The sequence below is a fragment of the Micromonospora hortensis genome, assembly GCF_022230935.1.
GTDB classification, from domain to species: Bacteria; Actinomycetota; Actinomycetes; order Mycobacteriales; family Micromonosporaceae; genus Micromonospora; species Micromonospora hortensis.
On the sequence record NZ_JAKKFE010000054.1, the window covers coordinates 94,450 to 111,540 of the forward strand.

The window sequence follows — 17,091 nt, forward strand, 5'->3', positions numbered from 1 at the left end:
AGTGGATCGGCGTTCCGAACCGAACCGCAGTGCCATCTACGCCACCACGCTGGTGGCCTTCCTCGCCATCGCCGGCATCGCCGTCGTCGACCCGATCCTGCCCGCCATCGGCGAGGCGATCGGGGTCACCGCCTGGCAGGTCGAGCTGCTGTTCACCGCGTACATCGCGGTCATGGCCCTTGGCATGATCCCGGCGACCCTCGCGAGCGGCCGGCTCGGCTTCAAGCCGGTGCTCATCACCGGCGTCTCAGTGGTCGGCCTGGCCGCGATCCTCGCCTCGTTCAGCGACAACATCGTGCAGCTCTCCGTGCTGCGCGGCGTCTGGGGGCTGGGCAACGCGATGTTCTTCGCCACCGCCATGGTGGTGCTGGTCAACCTGGCCGTCGACCGGGAATGGGTGGTGGGCCTCTTCGAAACCGCCCTCGGCCTCGGCTTCGCCGTCGGACCGCTGATCGGTGGCCTGCTCGGCGAGGTCAGCTGGCGGCTGCCGTTCTTCGTCTGCGGCGTCTTCATGGTCCTCGCCCTCGGCGTGGCCTCCCGCAAACTCCGCGAGCCCACCAACCGCCAAGCCCCGGTACGCGTCCGCCAGATCTTCGCCACCTACCGCCGGCCGGCGTTCATCGCCCTCTGCGTGGTCACCGCCGCGTACAACTTCGTGTTCTTCGTGGTGCTCGGCTACACGCCGCTCTTCCTCGGCCTGGACGTCATCCCGCTGGGGCTCGCTTTCACCGGCTGGGGTCTCGGCCTGGCCGCCGGCATCATGGTGATCGGCCACCGGCTGGCCCACCGCATCGGCGCGGTACAGACCGTCGGCGTGGCCATCGCCGGGCTGCTGGTCTGCATGGTCCTCTTCGCCACCTCCACCAGCACCGCCGAGGCGCTCGTGGTGCTGGTCGTCGCCGGACTCTGCATGGGGCTGGCCAACGCCAACCTCACCGACCTGGCGCTCGGCCTCGGGTCCAACGACCGGCGCGTCGCCACCGGCGCGTTCAACCTGGTCCGCTGGGGCGCCGCAGCGCCGGCCCCGATCATCTCCGGCAAGCTCGCCGAGCAGTCGCTGTCGCTGCCGTTCTGGGTCGGCTTCGGAGTGCTCGCCGTCGGCGTGCTCGTCTACCTGGCCTTCGCCCACCTGATGGCCGCCGACTACGGCGAACGCGTCCTCTGGTCCCGCTGGAACCGCGCCGCCGCCGACACCGAACACGAGCCCGTCGGCGAGACCTACTGAGCGGCGGCAGGTGGGGTCAGTTCAGGGCGCGCCAGAGCAGGTAGAGGCCGATCGTCGTACCGAACACCACGATCACCGTCTTGAGCACCACCGCCGGCAGCCGGCGGACGAGCCGGGCGCCCGCGTACCCCCCAACGAGGGTGGCCGGCGCGACCACCGCGACGGCCGCCCAGTTCAAGGGGCCGAACAGGGCGAACACCACGAGCGTCGTCAACCCCACCACCGCCGAGAGCAGATTCTTGATCGCGCTCACCCGGGCCAGTGTCGCGTCCAGCACCAGGGCCAGCCCGGCCACCAGCATCACCCCGAGCGCCGCGCCGAAGTAACCGCCGTACACCGCACCGAGCGCGACCATCGTCTGCACCGCGACAGTCCGCCGACGCGGCGACAGGTCCCGGGGGTGACCGACCAGGCGGCGCAGCGGGTCCTGGAAGGCCAGGACCGCTGTCGCGCCGAGGACCAGAAAGGGTACGACCAGCTCGAACGCGCGGGCCGGAGTGGCCAGCAGCAGCAACGCCCCGAGGATCGTGCCGACGATGGTGGTGGGCACCAGCGTGGCCAGCGCGCGAGGGCGCGGCAGGTCCTGCCGGCTGCCCGCCACGCTGGCCAGATACCCGGGGAAGACGGCGACGGAGTTGCTGACGTTCGCCGGCACCGGGGGCAACCCGATCGCGATCATCGCCGGGAAGGTGATCAACGAACCGCCACCGGCCACCGCGTTGACAGTGCCAGCGGCGAGACCGGCGGCGAGCAGCAGCGCGGCGTGGGAGAGATCCATGACGACCCGAGGCTAGTACGCCGCCCGTGCGCTCAACCTTTCGGGACGCCGTCGCGTCATTGCGGGTGACGGACGACGAGAGGAATGACACGTGCCTGGTCACGACGGGGGGTCGGCTGGTGGATGACGCGGACTTCCGCGAGTTCGTCGAGCTTCGCTATCCCGACCTGCTGCGCACCGCGTACCTGCTCACCGGCAGCAGGGACGCGGCGCAGGATCTCGTGCACGAGGCGCTGCTGAAGGTGATGCGGCACTGGCGTCGCGTCGACGAGCCGATGGCGTACGTCCGCCGGGCGATGGTCAACGAACGCAACAGCCGGTGGCGGCGGCTCGGACTGCGCGAACTGCTGATCTCGGTCATCCCGGACCGAGCGGCCGCGGATGCCACCGAGGCGGTCGTCGTCCGTGACGAACTGCTCGCCGCACTGGACCGGCTGCCGATCCGGATGCGCACCGTGCTTGTGCTGCGGTACTGGGAGGACCTGTCGGAGGCGACGGTGGCCGAGGCGATGGGCTGTTCGGTGGGGACGGTGAAGAGTCAGTCCGCGCGAGGGCTGGCCCGGCTGCGGAACGTGCTCAGCAGCCCGGGCCACCGCTCCGCAACGGTGTCGAACAAGCTGGTGGGGGAGCGGGCATGAGCGTCGACGAGCTGCGCGTACGGCTGGCGGCGATCGCCGAGACGGTGGTACCCGACGCCGACCCGTACACCCGATTGGTGCGGCAGGCCCGACGGCGCCGGTGGCACCGCGTCGTTGGCCGTGGCGGTGCGGTGGCCGCGCTCCTGGCGACGGCGCTGGTCGGCCCGACGGTGCTCGGCGTCGGCGGGCACTCCGACGGACCTCACGACCCGTCGCTCGTCCTGCACGGCTCCCCGGTCGACTCACCGTGGACCTGGCGACTGATCAACTCACCGACCCGGGGGAGCCTCGCGGACGACCGGGATTTCGCCGCCCAGGTGACCCGCCTCTTCGACCGTGAGCGGGACAGCCTCCATGTCTCTGCGGACCTGCCCGACGTGAAGCTGCTCTACGCGGACGACTCCGCCGGCTACCGGCGGGTGGTGCTCGCCTTCCATTCCGACACCCACGCGGCGCTGGTGACCCGGCAGGCCCCCGTCGGGGCGTCACCGCGCAGTCTGCTGGCCGCCGATGGCGAGGCCAATGACCGCATCAACCCGTTCACCGTGCTCACCGGCAGGTCGGGCCTGCCCGGCGACCAGGAGCAGTGGGTGCTAGGTCTCGGACCGACCGGTTGCGACGTGTCGTACAGCCGCTCCGCGTCGGTCTCCGGGGGCGAGGTGCGCCGAAACTGGGAGCCGTCCTCCGACGGCGACTGGCTGTTGCTCGACCAGCGGTCCACCCGAACCGGTGCGCAGCCCGGCTGGTGGCGGGTCCGATGCGACGGACAGGTACGCGAGCAGCGGCCGATCGCCCCCTTGCTCGCAGCGACCGGCGAGACTCCTGCCGACCCCGACCTGCCGCCGGACGCCCGACCGTCACCGGCCCCGACGATCGCGGATTGGCGGGTGCCCCGGGACGCCGGCCGGGCGTACCGGACGTTGACCCAGATCAGCGATCTCACTGCGCCCCAGCCGGTGATCAGGTGGGCCGGGCGGCTCGACCCCGACGACGAGACCGAATCGGTGCTCGTCGGCCGGCCGGGCGCCGGACCGCTGCTGTTGCAGATCGGAGTGGGCGAAAGACTCTCCCTGCCGCTGACGGCCGTCGACCGGGAGGAGGCCCACGATGACACGGAGACGCCGACGACCGGCGGACAGCAGGCCGAACTGGTCGCCACCGGAATTGCTTCTACCGACGACCTGGCGGCGGTGCGGGTGACCGCCCGCTCCGGGAGCCGCACCGTGCCGACCGACCGCCTGCTGGTCGTGCCGGTGGGAAAGGCCGCCCGGGTCGAGGCGGTCGCGGGCGGCCAGGTGCGTGCGGGCGCCCCGGTACGCGGCGGCGCCGCGCTGCTGACCCTGCCGGTCGGAAGCACCGTCACCCTGCGGGTGCTCGACGGCACCGGTGGCCTGCTCACCTCCACGCAATTAAGCGAACCTGCCGGCGGTGAGCGGATCTTCGGGGAGCTGCTGGTGTCGGACTGGTAACGGGGCACGCCGCAGCCGGGGCGGAAATGGAGGTAGGCCCGGGCTCGTTAGGATGAGAGCGCGACGGACGAGTCGACCGGGCGGCCGCGTCGGCGGGCTTCGGCCCGCCGCCGAGGAACGTCCGGACTCCACAGGGCAGGGTGGTTGTTAACGGCAACCCGGGGCGACCCGCGGGACAGTGCCACAGAAAACAGACCGCCGACCCCAACGGGGACGGTAAGGGTGAAACGGTGGGGTAAGAGCCCACCAGCACCCCGGGTGACCGGGGTGGCTCGGTAAACCCCACCCGGAGCAAGGCCAAGCAAGGGCCGTCACCGCAAGATGACGACCCGGCGCAGACGCTTGAGGGCTGCCCGCCCGATGTCTGCGGGTAGGCCGCTGGAGCCTGCCGGCAACGGCAGGCCGAGATGGATGGCCGCCGCCGGCGCAAACCCCTCGGGGTACGCGCCGCGCACAGAATCCGGCGTACAGGTCGACTCGTCCGTCGCCCACCAGCTCAGAGCCTCGATCAAGGCTCTGAGCTGGTCGTTTATTGGGTGCCGTTGGTTGACCTTGGTCATCGTTGGGTGGCGTTTGACGGCCTGGCCACGGCCTGGGACGGCCTGGAGGCGGCCTGAGTGCTGGCTCAGTCCGGCCTCGCCTCGGATCGCGCGGGCTGTGTCGTCGTGGGGCCTCTCCGGGCCGGCGCTCTGTGGTTCTGGAGTAGGGCCGGCGGCTGTGGGGGAGGGGTTGGGCACGTCCTGGCGGTGGAGCTGGTGCCGCGACCCAGTGATCCGGTGGCAAGCCAGTCCCGGGGTTGGACTGGCGCGGCAGACGGAAGCCCTGACGCACGACCAGGCCGACCCCGTTGGCTTCCGTAGCGGTCTTGGTGGTCCCATTCGTGGATGAGGTGGGATGAGTGCGTGCCGGAGCTGCTGGAGCACCTGGGGGAGATGGGTCTGGTCGGGCTGGTCAAGATTGACGGGGAGCGGGAGCGTAAGCCCTGGACTGTGGTGATCTCAGGTCAGCGGCTCGATGGTGCCGCGATCAGGGTCGACGGCCACAGTCTTGAGTACTGCCTGCGGCATGCGGTCGCCTCGCTTCATGAGCGCTTCCCGGACGAAATCGCGCTGAGCTGAGATCAGACTGTGGGGGCGGTGCCCCGGCGGCTGTCGGTGGCTCACCGCCGGCCGGGCTTGCCGCCCCGCACCGCGCGGAGCGCGGTGCCTTGATCAAGCCGGGCCACATCCGCGAGTGGGATGCCGGGATGGTCGGCAAGCTGGCTCCGGCGACCCGGGCCGTCGTCTTCGCCCACCTGCGGACCATCCTCGGCGCGGCGGTCGACGACGAACGCATCGCGAAGAACCCGTGTTCGGCAAAGTCGGTCAAGCCGCCTCGGCCGGCGCAACGTCGCGTCGTTCCGTGGCGGGCTGACGACGTTTCGGCAATCCGCGGTTGCCTCGCGGAGCGGTACCGCCCGATGGTCGACCTGGGCGCCGGCTGCGGCATGCGGCAAGGGGAAATTTTCGGGTTGGGCATCGACAACGTCGACCTCGACTCGGGCTGGGTGCACATCGTCCGGCAGGTCAAGGTGGTCCGCTCCCGGCTGGTCTTCGGCCTGCCCAAGAACGATCGGGACCGCCGTGTGCCGCTGCCTGACTCGGTGGCTAAGTCGCTCAAGGAGCACGTCGAGAGGTACGACCCGCTATCGATCACCCTGCCGTGGGAAGACCCGTTCAGCGACGAGCGGGTGAGCGTGCCGCTGCTTTTCACCACCACCCGCTGGGGTGCGATCAAGCGGGCCACCTTCGACGACAAGAACTGGCGGCCGGCGGTGAGGGCGGCCGGCATCGTCCCGACCCGGGCGACCGGGATGCACGCGCTGCGCCACTTCTACGCCTCGGTGCTGCTCGACGCGGGGGAGAGCATAAAGGCCCTCGCCTCGTACCTCGGCCACTCCGACCCGGGCTTCACGCTCCGTGTCTACACACACCTGATGCCCGCAAGCGAGGATCGCACCCGGAAGGCGATCGACGAGATGCTCCGTTGATGCGGGAACGTCTCGTTTTCAAGTGTGTTGGCAGGCTGCCTCGTTCGGCCGGCTCTGGCAGGGTGTTGCCATGAGTCTCGCTGACATGAAAGACGCACGTGCTCAGGTGTGGCGGCGCCTTTTGTCGACAAGTACCCCGATTCAGGTGAAATCGATTCGGATTGTTGAATCGGAGATCTTTGAGGAACAGGAGATCTCGTTTGGCACGGCGACATGCATCGTCGGGTCGCATGGCCTTGGAAAAACGCTAATGCTCCGCCTTCTTGAAAGCGTATTTGGATTTAATAGCGATATCCCGCCCTTCGTGGGGGGCCGGAAATATGGCGACCCGGGCATTGATCCCGTAACGGGAGTTATTGAAGTCACGATGTCGGTGGCAGGTGAACTCATAAGCCAAACTGTGGATCTCTCGGCGCACGAAGGTGTTCGCGCTGCTGCTTGGGAGGAGCGGTTGAAAGTAGATTTTTGGCCGGCTTTCAACAGTGTCGCCGAACTGGCTAGCGTCTTCAACTGGTACTTTCAGAACTTCGGGTGGAATGGGACCACGGTCATCCGTGAGCGCCACTATAAAAAGAGTGAGCGAGTGGCGCTGGCCGGTATCTTGGGCAGGAAATACGAGTCTGTTGTCGAGAGTACAATCCTTGTAGACTCGCGGGACGAGAATGACTGGTTTGCTCATCGACCGTATGTGACCACGACCAGTGGCGGACGAAAGGCGGACAGTGGAACTTTCAGCCTAGGTGAATTATGGGTTTATCAGGTCTTTTGGGAGCAGGGTCGGCTCTCACCCGGCTGCCTCTACTTGCTAGATGAGCCAGAGTCGTTCTTGGCTTTACGGGGCCATCGTCCCTTCATTGATGAGGTCGCTCGCCGTGCCCTTGAGCGAAAGATTCAGCTTGTCGTCGCTACGCATTCCCCGCAGGTGCTCTCTCGGTTCCCTGTAGAGAATGTGCGAATGTGTGTCCGCGGTTCTAGTGGAAAAATTCGGTTAGTGCAGCCTGAATCTCTAGAGGAGGTGCGCCGAGTTGTAGGAATAGAGGAGGCCGTCAAGACGCTTGCTCTCGTCGAGGATGCTTTGGCGGGCGCAGTGCTATCTGGCATCTTCGGCTGCCTAAACGTTCCGCTTGCGGGAATTGAGATCGTTGAGGTTGATGGCGAAAGTAATGTGATTGCAGGCGTGCGTATACTTTCGCGTTCGGCGCGAGTTCGAGTCGTTGGAGTGTTGGATGCCGACCAACGTCACCAGTTAAAGGATTCTCCGGGTCTTTTGGTCCTGCCCGGTAAGGCTGATCCAGAGCAAGAGCTTTTCGGTTTCGCTTTGAAAGAGCACGTGGCCGTTGCGGCGGCCTTGGGGCGCAGTTCGGATTCACTGCTCGCTGCTCTTGATGGACATGATTTCCTGCCGCATCAATACTGGCCGCGTTACCTGGCTAGCCGAATCGGCTTAAATGAGCAATTCGTTGTGAATGTTCTTATCCAGCTTTGGCTAGAGGACCCAGGTGTGCGGGCGCAGGCACTTGAACTAGCTGCCGCGCTGACTTAGCGTCTGGCATCCCCGCTGGGAAGTTGCCGAGGCGCGTTGGGCGCTGTCGTGGCTATCCGAACTATGACGGCCTAGCGACGGCCTGACGGCTTGCTTGGTCGATGGCGCTACTGGTCAGGGCGATCTTTTGATCTTAATCCGGCGTACAGGTCGACTCGTCCGTCGCCCACCGGCCTCGATCGGGGCTGCGAGCTTTCCCTGCGGGATCGCCCGGTAGCGGTTGGCCGGGGAGCGGTTCTGATCGGCTGCACCGGCCTCGACGTGGCGATCGGGTCGGCTTCCGATCTCTCATTCCGGGTGGTCACGCACACATCAGTGAGCTTGCGGGGAAGAGAGAGCTTGCTGGACGAGCGCGAGGACGCGCGGAAGAACCCGATCGTTTCCGCCGACCGTCGCAGTGGAGTCTGCACAGTGTGGCGCTCCGTCGATGTCGACCAACTGGACGCCGGACTCTCTTGCGATCACGACGCCCGCAGCCGTGTCCCATGGCTTGTTGTTCAGCATGATGAAAGCATCGATCTTGCCGTGGGAGAGCCATGCCAGGTCGATTGCCGCCGATCCGTGCATGCGTATTCGTTGAACATTCCGCACTAGTTGGTGCGTGATAGCAAGCCGCTGGACATTTTTGGCTACCGCATCAGTTCCTACAGCGTAGTCTCCAATAGCGACGACGGAATCTTGCAAATCTTCTGTCTGACTGCAATGGATGCGCTCTCCGTTAGCGAAAGCACCGCACCCTTCGGCGGCCTGATAACGAGCGCCCAGGAATGGTAGATCAATGATGCCTAGGACTGACTTTTTCTTGTGGATCAGGCCGAGAGAAATAGCGCACAGGGGTGAGCCGTGTACGAAATTGACGGTGCCGTCTACCGGATCCAGTGCCCACATGAGTTCCGTGGAATCACCGCTCAGGCCGTGCTCCTCGCCGAGGAAGCCGATGTCGGGTGCCCTGGCAGCCAGGAGTTCGCGGACCTGTTGTTCGATGGCGTAGTCCACCTCGGACGCCATGTCGCGGTCACCCTTGCTGGTAAGAGTGCCAGGTCGGAGGGTCCGCATGAGGTGATGCGCCAGGTCGACAGCCTCGTTTGCCAGGGGCAGAAGGTGCGCAAAGTTGCTCATATGTCGCGGCTGCGTTCCCACAGCGAGGTGAACATCCCGTCGAACACCGTGTAGAGGCCGGGAGTGATAGCGGTGCGCTCGACGACCATCGTCGGGGAGTCAACTCCGCGTATCTGCGGTAGGTAATGCTGGACAACGCAGAGCCGGTCGTCAATCAGGAGCACGTTGACGCGGATGGTTTCGTCGTACACGCGGATGGCCAAGCGCTCCTGGGCGTCGGCCGGAAGCCGATTGCGGATGCGCCCGGCGAGATTCTGGATGTTGAGTTCGGTGAGCGCGCTGAGGTGACCGTCTGGATAGCCGTCCTCACGCTCCTGCCTCCTAATTGCGTCGCCAGCAGGGTCAAGAAACAGACAGCGGAGGTGGGTGCCGGCGGCCAGGAGTTTGAGGAGTTGGTTGTCGGCATACTGCTGGCAGAGGATGTTGAGCGACAGGCCGGCGGCCCGGATGTCCGTAGCGTCGTCGAAGAGGACGTGTGGTGGCATCTTCGCGGTGAACTCCGACCGGCTCAAGTAGATCGCGGTGACGTCGGAGTACCACCTCCGGGCATCTTCGTCGACCGGCCGGCAGTGGTCGGCCCATCCTGCCTGCGCGGACATTACCCGTGCGTGGTTGCCAGCGTCGCCGCCAGGACGGGGCGTTGCCTGGGATGGTTGTTCACCAAGAAGCAGTGTCATCCGCGCATGACCGGGCATGGCAAGGCCGGTGCAGATGCGGGTTAGTACGTCGATGCTGCTGACCCGACGGGTACCGCTGATGATCTCGCTGACCTGAGCCTGACTGAGGCCCGTGGCAACGCCGAGGTGGGTTTGGCTGGCGCGGGTTGCGCGCTGGACCAAGCGGAAGACGCGTGCAATGTCGCGGGCGGCCAAAGCGTCGATCATGTCGGTGGTGTCCCAGAGTGAAGGAGGCGCGGTGAACGCTGTGGCTGCCCTGACGCTCATTCGTGTGGCTCCTTCCCAATCCTGGGGTGGTGGTCAGCTTATCCGGTGGTCATATAGCCGGAACTGATCGACATCCAACGTGGATGAAAGTTATCTGCTCGGTTACTACTCGCTGTGATGGATTGGCGGTTGCTGCGCCTGACAGGTTCGGGGCATGTCAGAAGAGGAATCAGCTGAGCGGACCATCTGGCGGGGGTCGCGGTGATTGGGACGATGATGGCCGGCGACGTCATCCACCTGACCACCGCGGCGAGCGTGCAGTTTCTGCGCCCGATCTTCGTACGCGTCATCCGCGAGTTGCCCGAGCGGCACACGTACCACGGTTGGGTTTGGATTGAGGGTTACCAGCTGAACGCGGCGGGCGACGCGCTCGCGCACCGCGAGTTGTACGTGCGGCGCGCAGGTGTGCGGATGCAGGCCCTGCCGACCAGACGCCCGCGACGTCCGGTGCGGGTCGGATGATCCCGCACCTGCCGATGCGCCCGGCGTGGCTGTGCCGCAACTGCGCCGCGCCCTGGCCGTGTGGTCCGGCCCAGCTCGCGCTCGTGACCGAGTTCTACGGTCATTCGATCGCGTTGGCGTTCTACCTGGCGGCGTCGATGCAGGAGGCGACCGACGACATGTACGGCCTGGGGCTGCGTCCGGACCTGGCCGCGCTGCACGCCAGGTTCCTCGGCTGGTTGTCGCGGGCCCGTCGGTCCCACGGACGTTGAACCAGAGGACGCCGGCCGGGTGGGTTGTTGCCCCCACCCGGCCGGCGTTCGGAACCCTGGAACGTCAGTGCTTCTTGAACACTGGCATGGTGTCCAGCGTGGTGGTGATGTTCTGCGTGGTGCCGCCCCGGTACGTCTTCCCGGTGAAGATGTCGGTCCAGCTGTTGCCCGGCGGGAACCACACCGACGTGGTGGCGGTGGTGCCGGGCGTCGTCACCGGTGCCACCAGGTAGTCCGGTCCGTAGAGGTACTGGGAACCGGCGGTGGCGTAGGCGGCCTGCTCATTCGGGTACGCCAGGTACATCGAGCGGACGATGGGCGTACCGGTGCGGGTGGCCTCCTTGGCGGCGGCGTAGGTGTACGGCAGCAGCTTCTCCCGCAGGTTCAGGAACTTCTTGGCCGACGCGTTCGCCGCCGGGCCGTACTGCCAGGGCAGCCGGTCGCTGTGGTTGGAGTGCAGCCGGTCGATCGGCTGGAACGTGCCGAACTGCACCCACCGGGCGTAGAGGTCGTCGGGCAGCTTGGTGCTGCCGGGTTCGCTGCCCGGCTCCTGGAGGCCGCCGGTGTGCCCGCCGATGTCGTGGCTGACGGCGGCCAGCCCGGTCGCTGCCGACTCGCCCGGCGTGTAGCCGACCTCCATCTGCAGCGTTGACCAGTCGGAGGTGGTGTCGCCGGTGAAGTGCAGCGTGGTGCGCTTGTCGGCCCACGGTCCGGTCGACACCGGGGTCGGGCTGCTGTAGCCGCCGGCCTGCAACGAGCCGTACGCCCGGGAGAACGCGAAGCCGGTCTTGTCGGCGTACTGCTGGTTGATCCACGCGTCACCGGTCACCCCGGCGAGCGAGGACTTCGTGTTGTCGCAGCACCAGTCCAGCCACCACAGGTCCGGGCCCTTGGTGCCCTTCGGGATCATCCCGTCGTGCAGCTGCATGTACGCAGTGAGCTGGTCCGGGTCGCCGAAGTCGAACGCGTAGCAGTCGGGGCCGCCGTTGCAGCCGACGCGCTGGAGCTTGCCCTTCGCGGTAGCCTGCGCCTGCGCGAACTTCGGGTCCGAGCCGAGGATGCTCGGGTGGATGTTGATGCCGGTGTGCAGGCCCTGCTTCTTGGCCCAGTCGAAGAACGCCTTCGGGTCGGGGATGCGGGTGGGGTCGATGCTCCAGCCGTTCCACTTGTCCGGCGCCTTGACGTCGGTGTCGAGGACGAGCACGTCCAGCGGGACACCCTCGGCCTTGGCCCGGGTCACCAGGTTCTGGAACTCGGCGGCGGTGCGGTCGTAGTACTCGGAGTACCACACGCCGTACGCCCACTTCGGCAGCAGCTTCGTGGGCCCGGTGAGGGTCGACAGGTCCTTTAGGGCGCGGGTGAAGTCCTGCCCGTACGCGAAGACGTAGCCGTCCTGCTCGGCGGCGGGCCGGGGCTTGGTGGTGCTCAGGGCCGAGGCCGAGTCGTCGAGCAGGTACCAGCCGTCCTGGTAGAGCAGGCCCGGAGCGGTGAGGGCGGGACCGGTCACGCCGTCCAGGCCCCGGCGGTAGCCGCCGAGCGGCGCGTGCGGGGCGAGCAGCGGGGAGCCCTTGCTCGTGATGGCGACCGTGTCCACGTTGACGTTGCAGCTGGCGTCAGTGGGGCAGCCCAGCGTCACTGTGTTGGTGCCCTTGTTGAGGTGGACCGGGACGGAGACGGTGTTCCAGTAGTCCCATCCGCTGGTCGGCGGAAGGGTCGCCATGACCGGCGCCGCGGTTCCCGCGGTGACCGACATGGTGCGCGTCTGGCTCGGCTGGGCGCCGGCCTGGCCGTTGGCGTACCGGATCTGCACCTGGTAGTCACCGGCGGCCGGCACATCATTCACTGTGAGCGTGTCGGCGGACGTGGTGCTTTCCAGGCCGGCGAGGAATCCCGTACCGGATGCGCCGTTGTGGTCGTTCGCGGGCCTCGCGCCGCCGGTCAGCGCGCCGGTCTCGGCCTCTCCCAACGTGCCGAACCGCAGGGGCTGCGGCTGGGGCGGGGTCGGCGCCGGGAACGAATCACCCGGGTTCACCACCGCGAGGCTGTCGACGTTCACGTTGCCGGAGTCGTTGGGACCCCGCACAACGCTGATCTCGTGCCGGCCCGCGGTGAGGTCGACCGGCACGGTGGCCAGGCCCCAGGTGTCCCAGTTCGCGGTGGGCGGCAGCGTCAGCGTGTGGCCGGCGTCGCCGTCGACCTGAACAGTCAGGGTGCGGTCCACGTTCTGGCCGTCGCCGCCGGTGCTGTTGGCGTAGCGGACGGCGAGCTGCTTCGTGCCGCCCTCGGGAGCGTCCAGCGCGAACGTGATCGAGTCGCCGGACGAGGCGAAGCCGGCCGCGAAGCCGCGTCCGGTGAATCCCTGGTGGTCGGTGGCCACGCCGGGGCCGTTCAACTGCAGCGATTCGGCCTCGCAGAGCGCGCCGAACGCGCAGGTCGGGGCGGTGTGGCCGGCCCAGGGTTGGCCCTGCACTACCTGCTTGCCGGTCTTGAGCTGCACGGTGAGGTTGTCGGCGGTGAACGCGCCCGAGCCGACCCGGTAACGCATCGTCATCGCGCCGGTGTCGATGGTGAGCCAGCCGTTGTCGACGTGCTTCGTGAAACGCGTGCGGGGGAAATCGTCGCGTCCGATGGCGTTGAACGTGGCGGCGTCGGTGAACCTGCCGTCCTTCTGGTACTCGGTGCGGATCAGGGTCGGGGACAGCACCTCGAAGCGTGCGTCACCCGACCGTACGGCTCCGTCTTGCGCCCGGTGGCGGCTCGCCTGGGCCGGCGCGGACGGAGCGAGCGCCAGCCCCGTGATGAGAATGCCGACGGCGGCGGCTGCTGTCGCGCTGCGGCGGGGTGAGTTCCGATAGAGCAAGATGCGCTCCTCGTCTCAAATGGAGGAAATGAGTCGATGACAACGCTGTCACTCGCTCGAAACGCATGTCAACGGGCCTCCGAGGGTGTCCCTTCTCTCTTTCGTGACAGTCCGTACTCGTCCGACAGGCGTCGCTCCGCACGGTGACGAAGACGGGTCGCAGGGCCGCGGGCTACCGCACGACCACCGGCTCAGACGTACGGGTTCCAGGGCTCGGGCTGTTCGGCGTCCCAGCCCAGCCTGTCGAGTGCACGCAGGACCGCGCCCGCGCGGGGAGTCCAGAAGAGCAGGATCTGGTCGCGTCCCTCGACGTCGAAGGAGACGGCGGTCGCCGGCAGCGGGAACCGTCGGTAGAACGGATGGTGCGCCAGCGCCGCCACGTTGAACTGCTCCAGGGTGTCCGATCCGGAACGCGACGTGAAGGTCAGCCTCCTGTCGTCGGCATGCAGCGTCACTGTCGGCCAGGCCATCCGTCGAACGGCCCTGAGGGGGTTGCCTCGGGTGACGTCGAGGCGGTCAACGTAGGTGAGCCCGCCGCGCGCATCGAAGGTCTCCGAAATCATCGTCGGATGGTACGAGGGGCGTCGCTGACCGTGTTGACACGTACCCGGAAACAAGTTCGGCTGGTTGTCGGATTGGGACCCTCGCTGGTCGTCTGGTTGGTGGAGGCGCATACCCGCCTCGTCCCGTTGACCGCCGTTGGAGGAACGATGAAGTACGTGCTGATGTTCGTCGACACGCCGCAGTTCGCCGCCGACCTGGCCGCCATGGATGAGCCCGAGCGGAACCGGGCCTACGCCCGCGTGCAGCAGTGGTTCGCCGACCACCATGACAAGATCACTCATCATGCCTACCTGATGCCGCCGGACACCGCCACCACTCTGCGGCTGGACCGGGGCGAGCCGCTGGTTTCCGATGGTCCGTTCGTGGAAGGCAAGGAGATCGTCAGCGGCTACGCCGAGATCGAGGTGGCCAACCTTGACGAGGCATTGCGGGTCGCCAAGTCCTGGCCAGCCTGCCCCGTGGTGGAGATTCGCCCCATCGCCGGATGAGCCAACCGACGTACGCTGAGCTGGCCCGCGTGGTCCGCGATCACGCGGGCCAGCTCGCCGCGTCCCTGGTGCATCTGGTCGGTGACTTCAGCGCCGCCGAGGACCTCGTTCAGGACGCCATCGAGGCTGCGCTGACCCACTGGCCGGTCGAAGGGATTCCTGACCGGCCAGCTGCGTGGATGTACACCGTGGCCCGTCGCCGCGGTCTGGATCAGCTCCGCCGCGAGCAGCGCCACCGCCGGAAGATGGCGTTGGTGGCGTGGCCGGTCGAGCCGCCAGCGGACGACCGGCTTCGGCTGATCTTCACCTGCTGCCATCCGGCTCTGCCCCGGGCCGCCCAGGTCGCCCTCACCTTGCGGGTGGTCTGCGGTCTGACCACCGCGCAGATCGCCCGAGCGTTCCTCGTCCCGGAGAGCACCGTCGGGCAGCGCATCACCCGAGCCAAACGGAAAATCAGCGACGCGGCCATCCCGTACCGGATCCCGTCGGCCGACGATCTCGGCTCGCGGCTCACCGAGGTCCTTGCAGTCATCTACCTGCTCTTCAACGAGGGCTACCTGTCCACGGGCGGTGACCAGGCCCAAGCTCGCGACCTGACCGACGACGCCGAGTTCCTCGCCGCTCTGCTGCATCAGCTCATGCCCACCGAACCGGAGGTCGCCGGTTTGCTAGCGCTTATCCGGCTGCACCGAGCCCGAACCAGCGCCCGCTTCGACCGGCACGATGAGATCATCCAGCTCCAGCACCAAGACCGATCTCTCTGGAACCTGCGCGCCATCGCCGCCGCCGGCCGGCTGATCGCCCAAGCAGCTACGCAGAAAAGGCCAGGCCCGTACCAGCTGCAAGCCGCCATCGTCGCCTGCCACGCCGAGGCCACCAGCTGGGAGGAGACCGACTGGACCCAGATCACAGTGCTCTACGACCTGCTGCTGCGCCTGGCACCGTCACCGGTCACCCGGCTCCACCGGGCAATCGCGCTGCGCTACGTCAGCGGAGCATCAGTCGCGCTCGCCGAAGTCGATGCCCTGGCCAGGGAACTGGACGACTACCACCTGTTCCACGCCACCCGAGCCGAGCTGCTCCGCGACCTAGGCGCCACCGCCCGGGCCCGGACGGCCGACGAACGCGCCCTCGCCCTCGCCACCAACCCTGCCGAACGGTCCCTCCTGCGCCACCGCCTCAACTGGGCCTGAACTGGTATGCCGTCGCCCCGTGCCGGTTCACATCGTTTGTCGCGACGCCGGCTTGACCTCGTGCTGGACGATGAGCTGGTGAAGGTACGGCGACCGTACTTCGACCGTCTCGTCCCCCTGGTGTTCGGGATGCTGCTGCTCGCCGGAGCTGTCGGTATCGCGTACGGATTAATGGACATCGCCTGGGTCGGCCTGTTCTTGAGCGCGGCGGCTGTGGCGCTCGGCCTGGCGACAGGTGGCCGGCTGGTGCGCGACGCGGTGGTGCCGTTTCGCGTCGATGTCGACTCGCACGGCTTGTCGGTGCGGATTCCGAAGCTCAACCGCCATCTGCTGTGGGACGAGGTTGCCGCGGTCGTGCTCGCCGACGCGCCCGCGACCGCCGACGCGCCCGCGACCGCCGTCCGACGCATGCTGCGGGGTCCACGTCTGCTCCTGGTGCCTGCGGCCGGGGTGAGCCTGGGCGTCCCGCTGACCGAGAAGAGCCCGGTGGACGGCCAGGCGGCCGTCGAACTGTTCGAGCTCGGTGAGGTGGCCTACAAGGAGGACCAGTTCACGCGGGACCTGGCGCTGCTGGCGGGTGAGCGCTTCCACCCCCTGTTCCGGCCACCGATCCCGCCGACCAGCGGTGTTCCCCTGCGGCACTTTCCGGACCAGACCGACCGTGCCCGGCTCAAGCGGTGGCTGGACCGGCGCAGGGCCCTGCTGTTCGTCGGCTGGTACCTGCTCGTCCTCGTCCCGTTGCTGTCGCTCACCATCGTGGCGACACAGCACAAAGAGCTGCTCGGCGGCATCGTGTTGGTCGTGTCCCTGGTGGTGGTCGGCATCGTCACCACTGTCGTTCGGCACTTCACCGAGAGTTGCCGGGACCTGCTCGACGACGAAGCGAGGATCGACGGCACCGACCTCGTCATCGGTGCTGGTCCGGAGTCGCCCCGGATCAGCCTGGTGTCCGGGATCGTCACGGTGCGGCAACCGGGGCAGCTCAAGGGCTTCGGCGAAGCGTGGGTGCTGGCCCGCTCGGCAGACGAGGAACCTCCCGTTCCCGTGCTGCTCCTCGCTGATCCGCGTACCGGACTGCTTCGCGATCGGGACGACCTGCGTGCCCTGGAGGCGGTCCTGCGTGACTCCGCCGACGAACGGGACCGCGCCGCAGGTCGGCAACTCGACGAACTGGCGTCGCAGGCACCGACATCCGTCGCCTCGCCCGCCAGGCCATCAGCGGGAGCCCAGCCGTCCCGCGTGCACGCGACAGCCCTGTGGCAGGCGTCGAAGGGGGTGGGACGCGCTGTCGTGCTGCTCGGCGTCGTGGTCACAGTGATGATCGCGGGCGGCTGGGTGGTCGAGGAAACGACAGTCGTGGGGCCCGCCCTGATCGTCAGCGCCATCGGCATGTTCGTCGTGTGGATCGTCTACGCGGTGTACCGCGTAGTGGTGCTGCTCAGGGCGCTACTGATGCTTGTCGCGCGCGTGTTCCGCTGAAGCGGGTTTCCCGTCCGCGGCAAGGCTGGCGATCGTGCCGCCACGGCTC

At 67.4% G+C, this 17,091-nt stretch carries 16 protein-coding genes and 1 other RNA gene; 12 read left to right on the top strand and 5 right to left on the bottom strand.

Annotation, left to right across the window (positions count from 1 at the left end):
- Position 1 precedes the first annotated feature (1 nt).
- Positions 2-1,225, top strand: coding sequence for an MFS transporter (locus NIE111_RS27820; protein ID WP_238687249.1), 1,224 nt, complete (start codon positions 2-4; stop codon positions 1,223-1,225).
- A 16-nt stretch (positions 1,226-1,241) separates the two neighbouring features.
- Here NIE111_RS27820 and NIE111_RS27825 read toward each other — a convergent pair whose 3' ends face one another.
- Entirely contained in the window at positions 1,242-2,003 is a 762-nt protein-coding gene (locus NIE111_RS27825) for a sulfite exporter TauE/SafE family protein (RefSeq protein ID WP_238687250.1), read from the bottom strand.
- Positions 2,004-2,122: 119 nt separating this feature from the next.
- Between NIE111_RS27825 and NIE111_RS27830 the strand changes: the two genes are divergently transcribed.
- From NIE111_RS27830 to NIE111_RS27855, 6 genes are all read left to right on the top strand, one after another.
- On the top strand, positions 2,123-2,641 hold the full coding sequence (locus NIE111_RS27830; RefSeq protein WP_238687251.1) for a SigE family RNA polymerase sigma factor: 519 nt from the start codon (positions 2,123-2,125) through the stop codon (positions 2,639-2,641).
- The gene (locus tag NIE111_RS27835; protein ID WP_238687252.1) at positions 2,638-4,110 is read left to right on the top strand and encodes a hypothetical protein; all 1,473 of its coding nucleotides are present in this window, start codon (positions 2,638-2,640) and stop codon (positions 4,108-4,110) included. Before NIE111_RS27830 ends, NIE111_RS27835 begins: the two co-directional genes overlap by 4 nt.
- Before the next feature lie 68 nt (positions 4,111-4,178).
- An RNA gene (gene rnpB / locus NIE111_RS27840) (RNase P RNA component class A) lies at positions 4,179-4,594 on the top strand.
- A 418-nt stretch (positions 4,595-5,012) separates the two neighbouring features.
- Positions 5,013-5,228: a hypothetical protein gene (locus tag NIE111_RS27845; protein WP_238687253.1), complete on the top strand. Its 216-nt coding sequence runs from the start codon at positions 5,013-5,015 to the stop codon at positions 5,226-5,228.
- Positions 5,229-5,356: 128 nt separating this feature from the next.
- Complete coding sequence (locus NIE111_RS27850) at positions 5,357-6,139, top strand: tyrosine-type recombinase/integrase (protein ID WP_238687254.1); 783 nt, start codon at positions 5,357-5,359, stop codon at positions 6,137-6,139.
- 70 nt (positions 6,140-6,209) lie between these two features.
- The gene (locus tag NIE111_RS27855; RefSeq protein WP_238687255.1) at positions 6,210-7,682 is read left to right on the top strand and encodes an AAA family ATPase; all 1,473 of its coding nucleotides are present in this window, start codon (positions 6,210-6,212) and stop codon (positions 7,680-7,682) included.
- Between the two features lie 312 nt (positions 7,683-7,994).
- Here the strand turns inward: NIE111_RS27855 and NIE111_RS27860 are convergent, their stop codons facing one another.
- Both NIE111_RS27860 and NIE111_RS27865 read right to left on the bottom strand, forming a co-directional pair.
- Positions 7,995-8,801 carry an inositol monophosphatase family protein gene (locus tag NIE111_RS27860; RefSeq protein WP_274531752.1) on the bottom strand — a complete coding sequence of 269 codons (807 nt, stop codon included), beginning with the start codon at positions 8,799-8,801 and terminating at the stop codon, positions 7,995-7,997.
- Positions 8,798-9,745: a DUF5919 domain-containing protein gene (locus tag NIE111_RS27865; RefSeq protein ID WP_238687257.1), complete on the bottom strand. Its 948-nt coding sequence runs from the start codon at positions 9,743-9,745 to the stop codon at positions 8,798-8,800. Before NIE111_RS27865 ends, NIE111_RS27860 begins: the two co-directional genes overlap by 4 nt.
- Before the next feature lie 201 nt (positions 9,746-9,946).
- Between NIE111_RS27865 and NIE111_RS27870 the strand changes: the two genes are divergently transcribed.
- Together NIE111_RS27870 and NIE111_RS27875 are read left to right on the top strand one after the other, a co-directional pair.
- A complete protein-coding gene (locus tag NIE111_RS27870; protein ID WP_238687258.1) occupies positions 9,947-10,207 on the top strand; it encodes a hypothetical protein in 261 nt (86 codons plus the stop codon).
- Complete coding sequence (locus NIE111_RS27875; protein ID WP_238687259.1) at positions 10,204-10,458, top strand: hypothetical protein; 255 nt, start codon at positions 10,204-10,206, stop codon at positions 10,456-10,458. The genes NIE111_RS27870 and NIE111_RS27875 overlap by 4 nt, the downstream gene beginning before the upstream one ends.
- Positions 10,459-10,522: 64 nt before the next feature.
- Here NIE111_RS27875 and NIE111_RS27880 read toward each other — a convergent pair whose 3' ends face one another.
- Both NIE111_RS27880 and NIE111_RS27885 read right to left on the bottom strand, forming a co-directional pair.
- The gene (locus NIE111_RS27880) at positions 10,523-13,318 is read right to left on the bottom strand and encodes a TIM-barrel domain-containing protein (RefSeq protein ID WP_238687260.1); all 2,796 of its coding nucleotides are present in this window, start codon (positions 13,316-13,318) and stop codon (positions 10,523-10,525) included.
- 191 nt (positions 13,319-13,509) lie between these two features.
- A complete protein-coding gene (locus NIE111_RS27885) occupies positions 13,510-13,881 on the bottom strand; it encodes a hypothetical protein (protein WP_238687261.1) in 372 nt (123 codons plus the stop codon).
- A gap of 147 nt (positions 13,882-14,028) precedes the next feature.
- Between NIE111_RS27885 and NIE111_RS27890 the strand changes: the two genes are divergently transcribed.
- The 3 genes from NIE111_RS27890 (at position 14,029) to NIE111_RS27900 (ending at position 17,042) form a co-directional block, all read left to right on the top strand.
- Positions 14,029-14,370 carry a YciI family protein gene (locus NIE111_RS27890; protein ID WP_238687262.1) on the top strand — a complete coding sequence of 114 codons (342 nt, stop codon included), beginning with the start codon at positions 14,029-14,031 and terminating at the stop codon, positions 14,368-14,370.
- Positions 14,367-15,563 carry an RNA polymerase sigma factor gene (locus NIE111_RS27895; RefSeq protein ID WP_238687263.1) on the top strand — a complete coding sequence of 399 codons (1,197 nt, stop codon included), beginning with the start codon at positions 14,367-14,369 and terminating at the stop codon, positions 15,561-15,563. The genes NIE111_RS27890 and NIE111_RS27895 overlap by 4 nt, the downstream gene beginning before the upstream one ends.
- 78 nt (positions 15,564-15,641) lie before the next feature.
- On the top strand, positions 15,642-17,042 hold the full coding sequence (locus tag NIE111_RS27900; RefSeq protein WP_238687264.1) for a hypothetical protein: 1,401 nt from the start codon (positions 15,642-15,644) through the stop codon (positions 17,040-17,042).
- Positions 17,043-17,091 lie beyond the last annotated feature (49 nt).

Bases quoted from the DNA above. Each gene is read 5' to 3' on its own strand.
- NIE111_RS27885 (WP_238687261.1), bottom strand. From the start codon at position 13,881: ATGATTTCGGAGACCTTCGATGCGCGCGGCGGGCTCACCTACGTTGAC.
- NIE111_RS27835 (WP_238687252.1), top strand. From the start codon at position 2,638: ATGAGCGTCGACGAGCTGCGCGTACGGCTGGCGGCGATCGCCGAGACG.
- NIE111_RS27875 (WP_238687259.1), top strand. From the start codon at position 10,204: ATGATCCCGCACCTGCCGATGCGCCCGGCGTGGCTGTGCCGCAACTGC.
- NIE111_RS27860 (WP_274531752.1), bottom strand. From the start codon at position 8,801: ATGAGCAACTTTGCGCACCTTCTGCCCCTGGCAAACGAGGCTGTCGAC.
- NIE111_RS27865 (WP_238687257.1), bottom strand. From the start codon at position 9,745: ATGAGCGTCAGGGCAGCCACAGCGTTCACCGCGCCTCCTTCACTCTGG.
- NIE111_RS27890 (WP_238687262.1), top strand. From the start codon at position 14,029: ATGAAGTACGTGCTGATGTTCGTCGACACGCCGCAGTTCGCCGCCGAC.
- NIE111_RS27825 (WP_238687250.1), bottom strand. From the start codon at position 2,003: ATGGATCTCTCCCACGCCGCGCTGCTGCTCGCCGCCGGTCTCGCCGCT.
- NIE111_RS27855 (WP_238687255.1), top strand. From the start codon at position 6,210: ATGAGTCTCGCTGACATGAAAGACGCACGTGCTCAGGTGTGGCGGCGC.
- NIE111_RS27850 (WP_238687254.1), top strand. From the start codon at position 5,357: ATGGTCGGCAAGCTGGCTCCGGCGACCCGGGCCGTCGTCTTCGCCCAC.
- NIE111_RS27895 (WP_238687263.1), top strand. From the start codon at position 14,367: ATGAGCCAACCGACGTACGCTGAGCTGGCCCGCGTGGTCCGCGATCAC.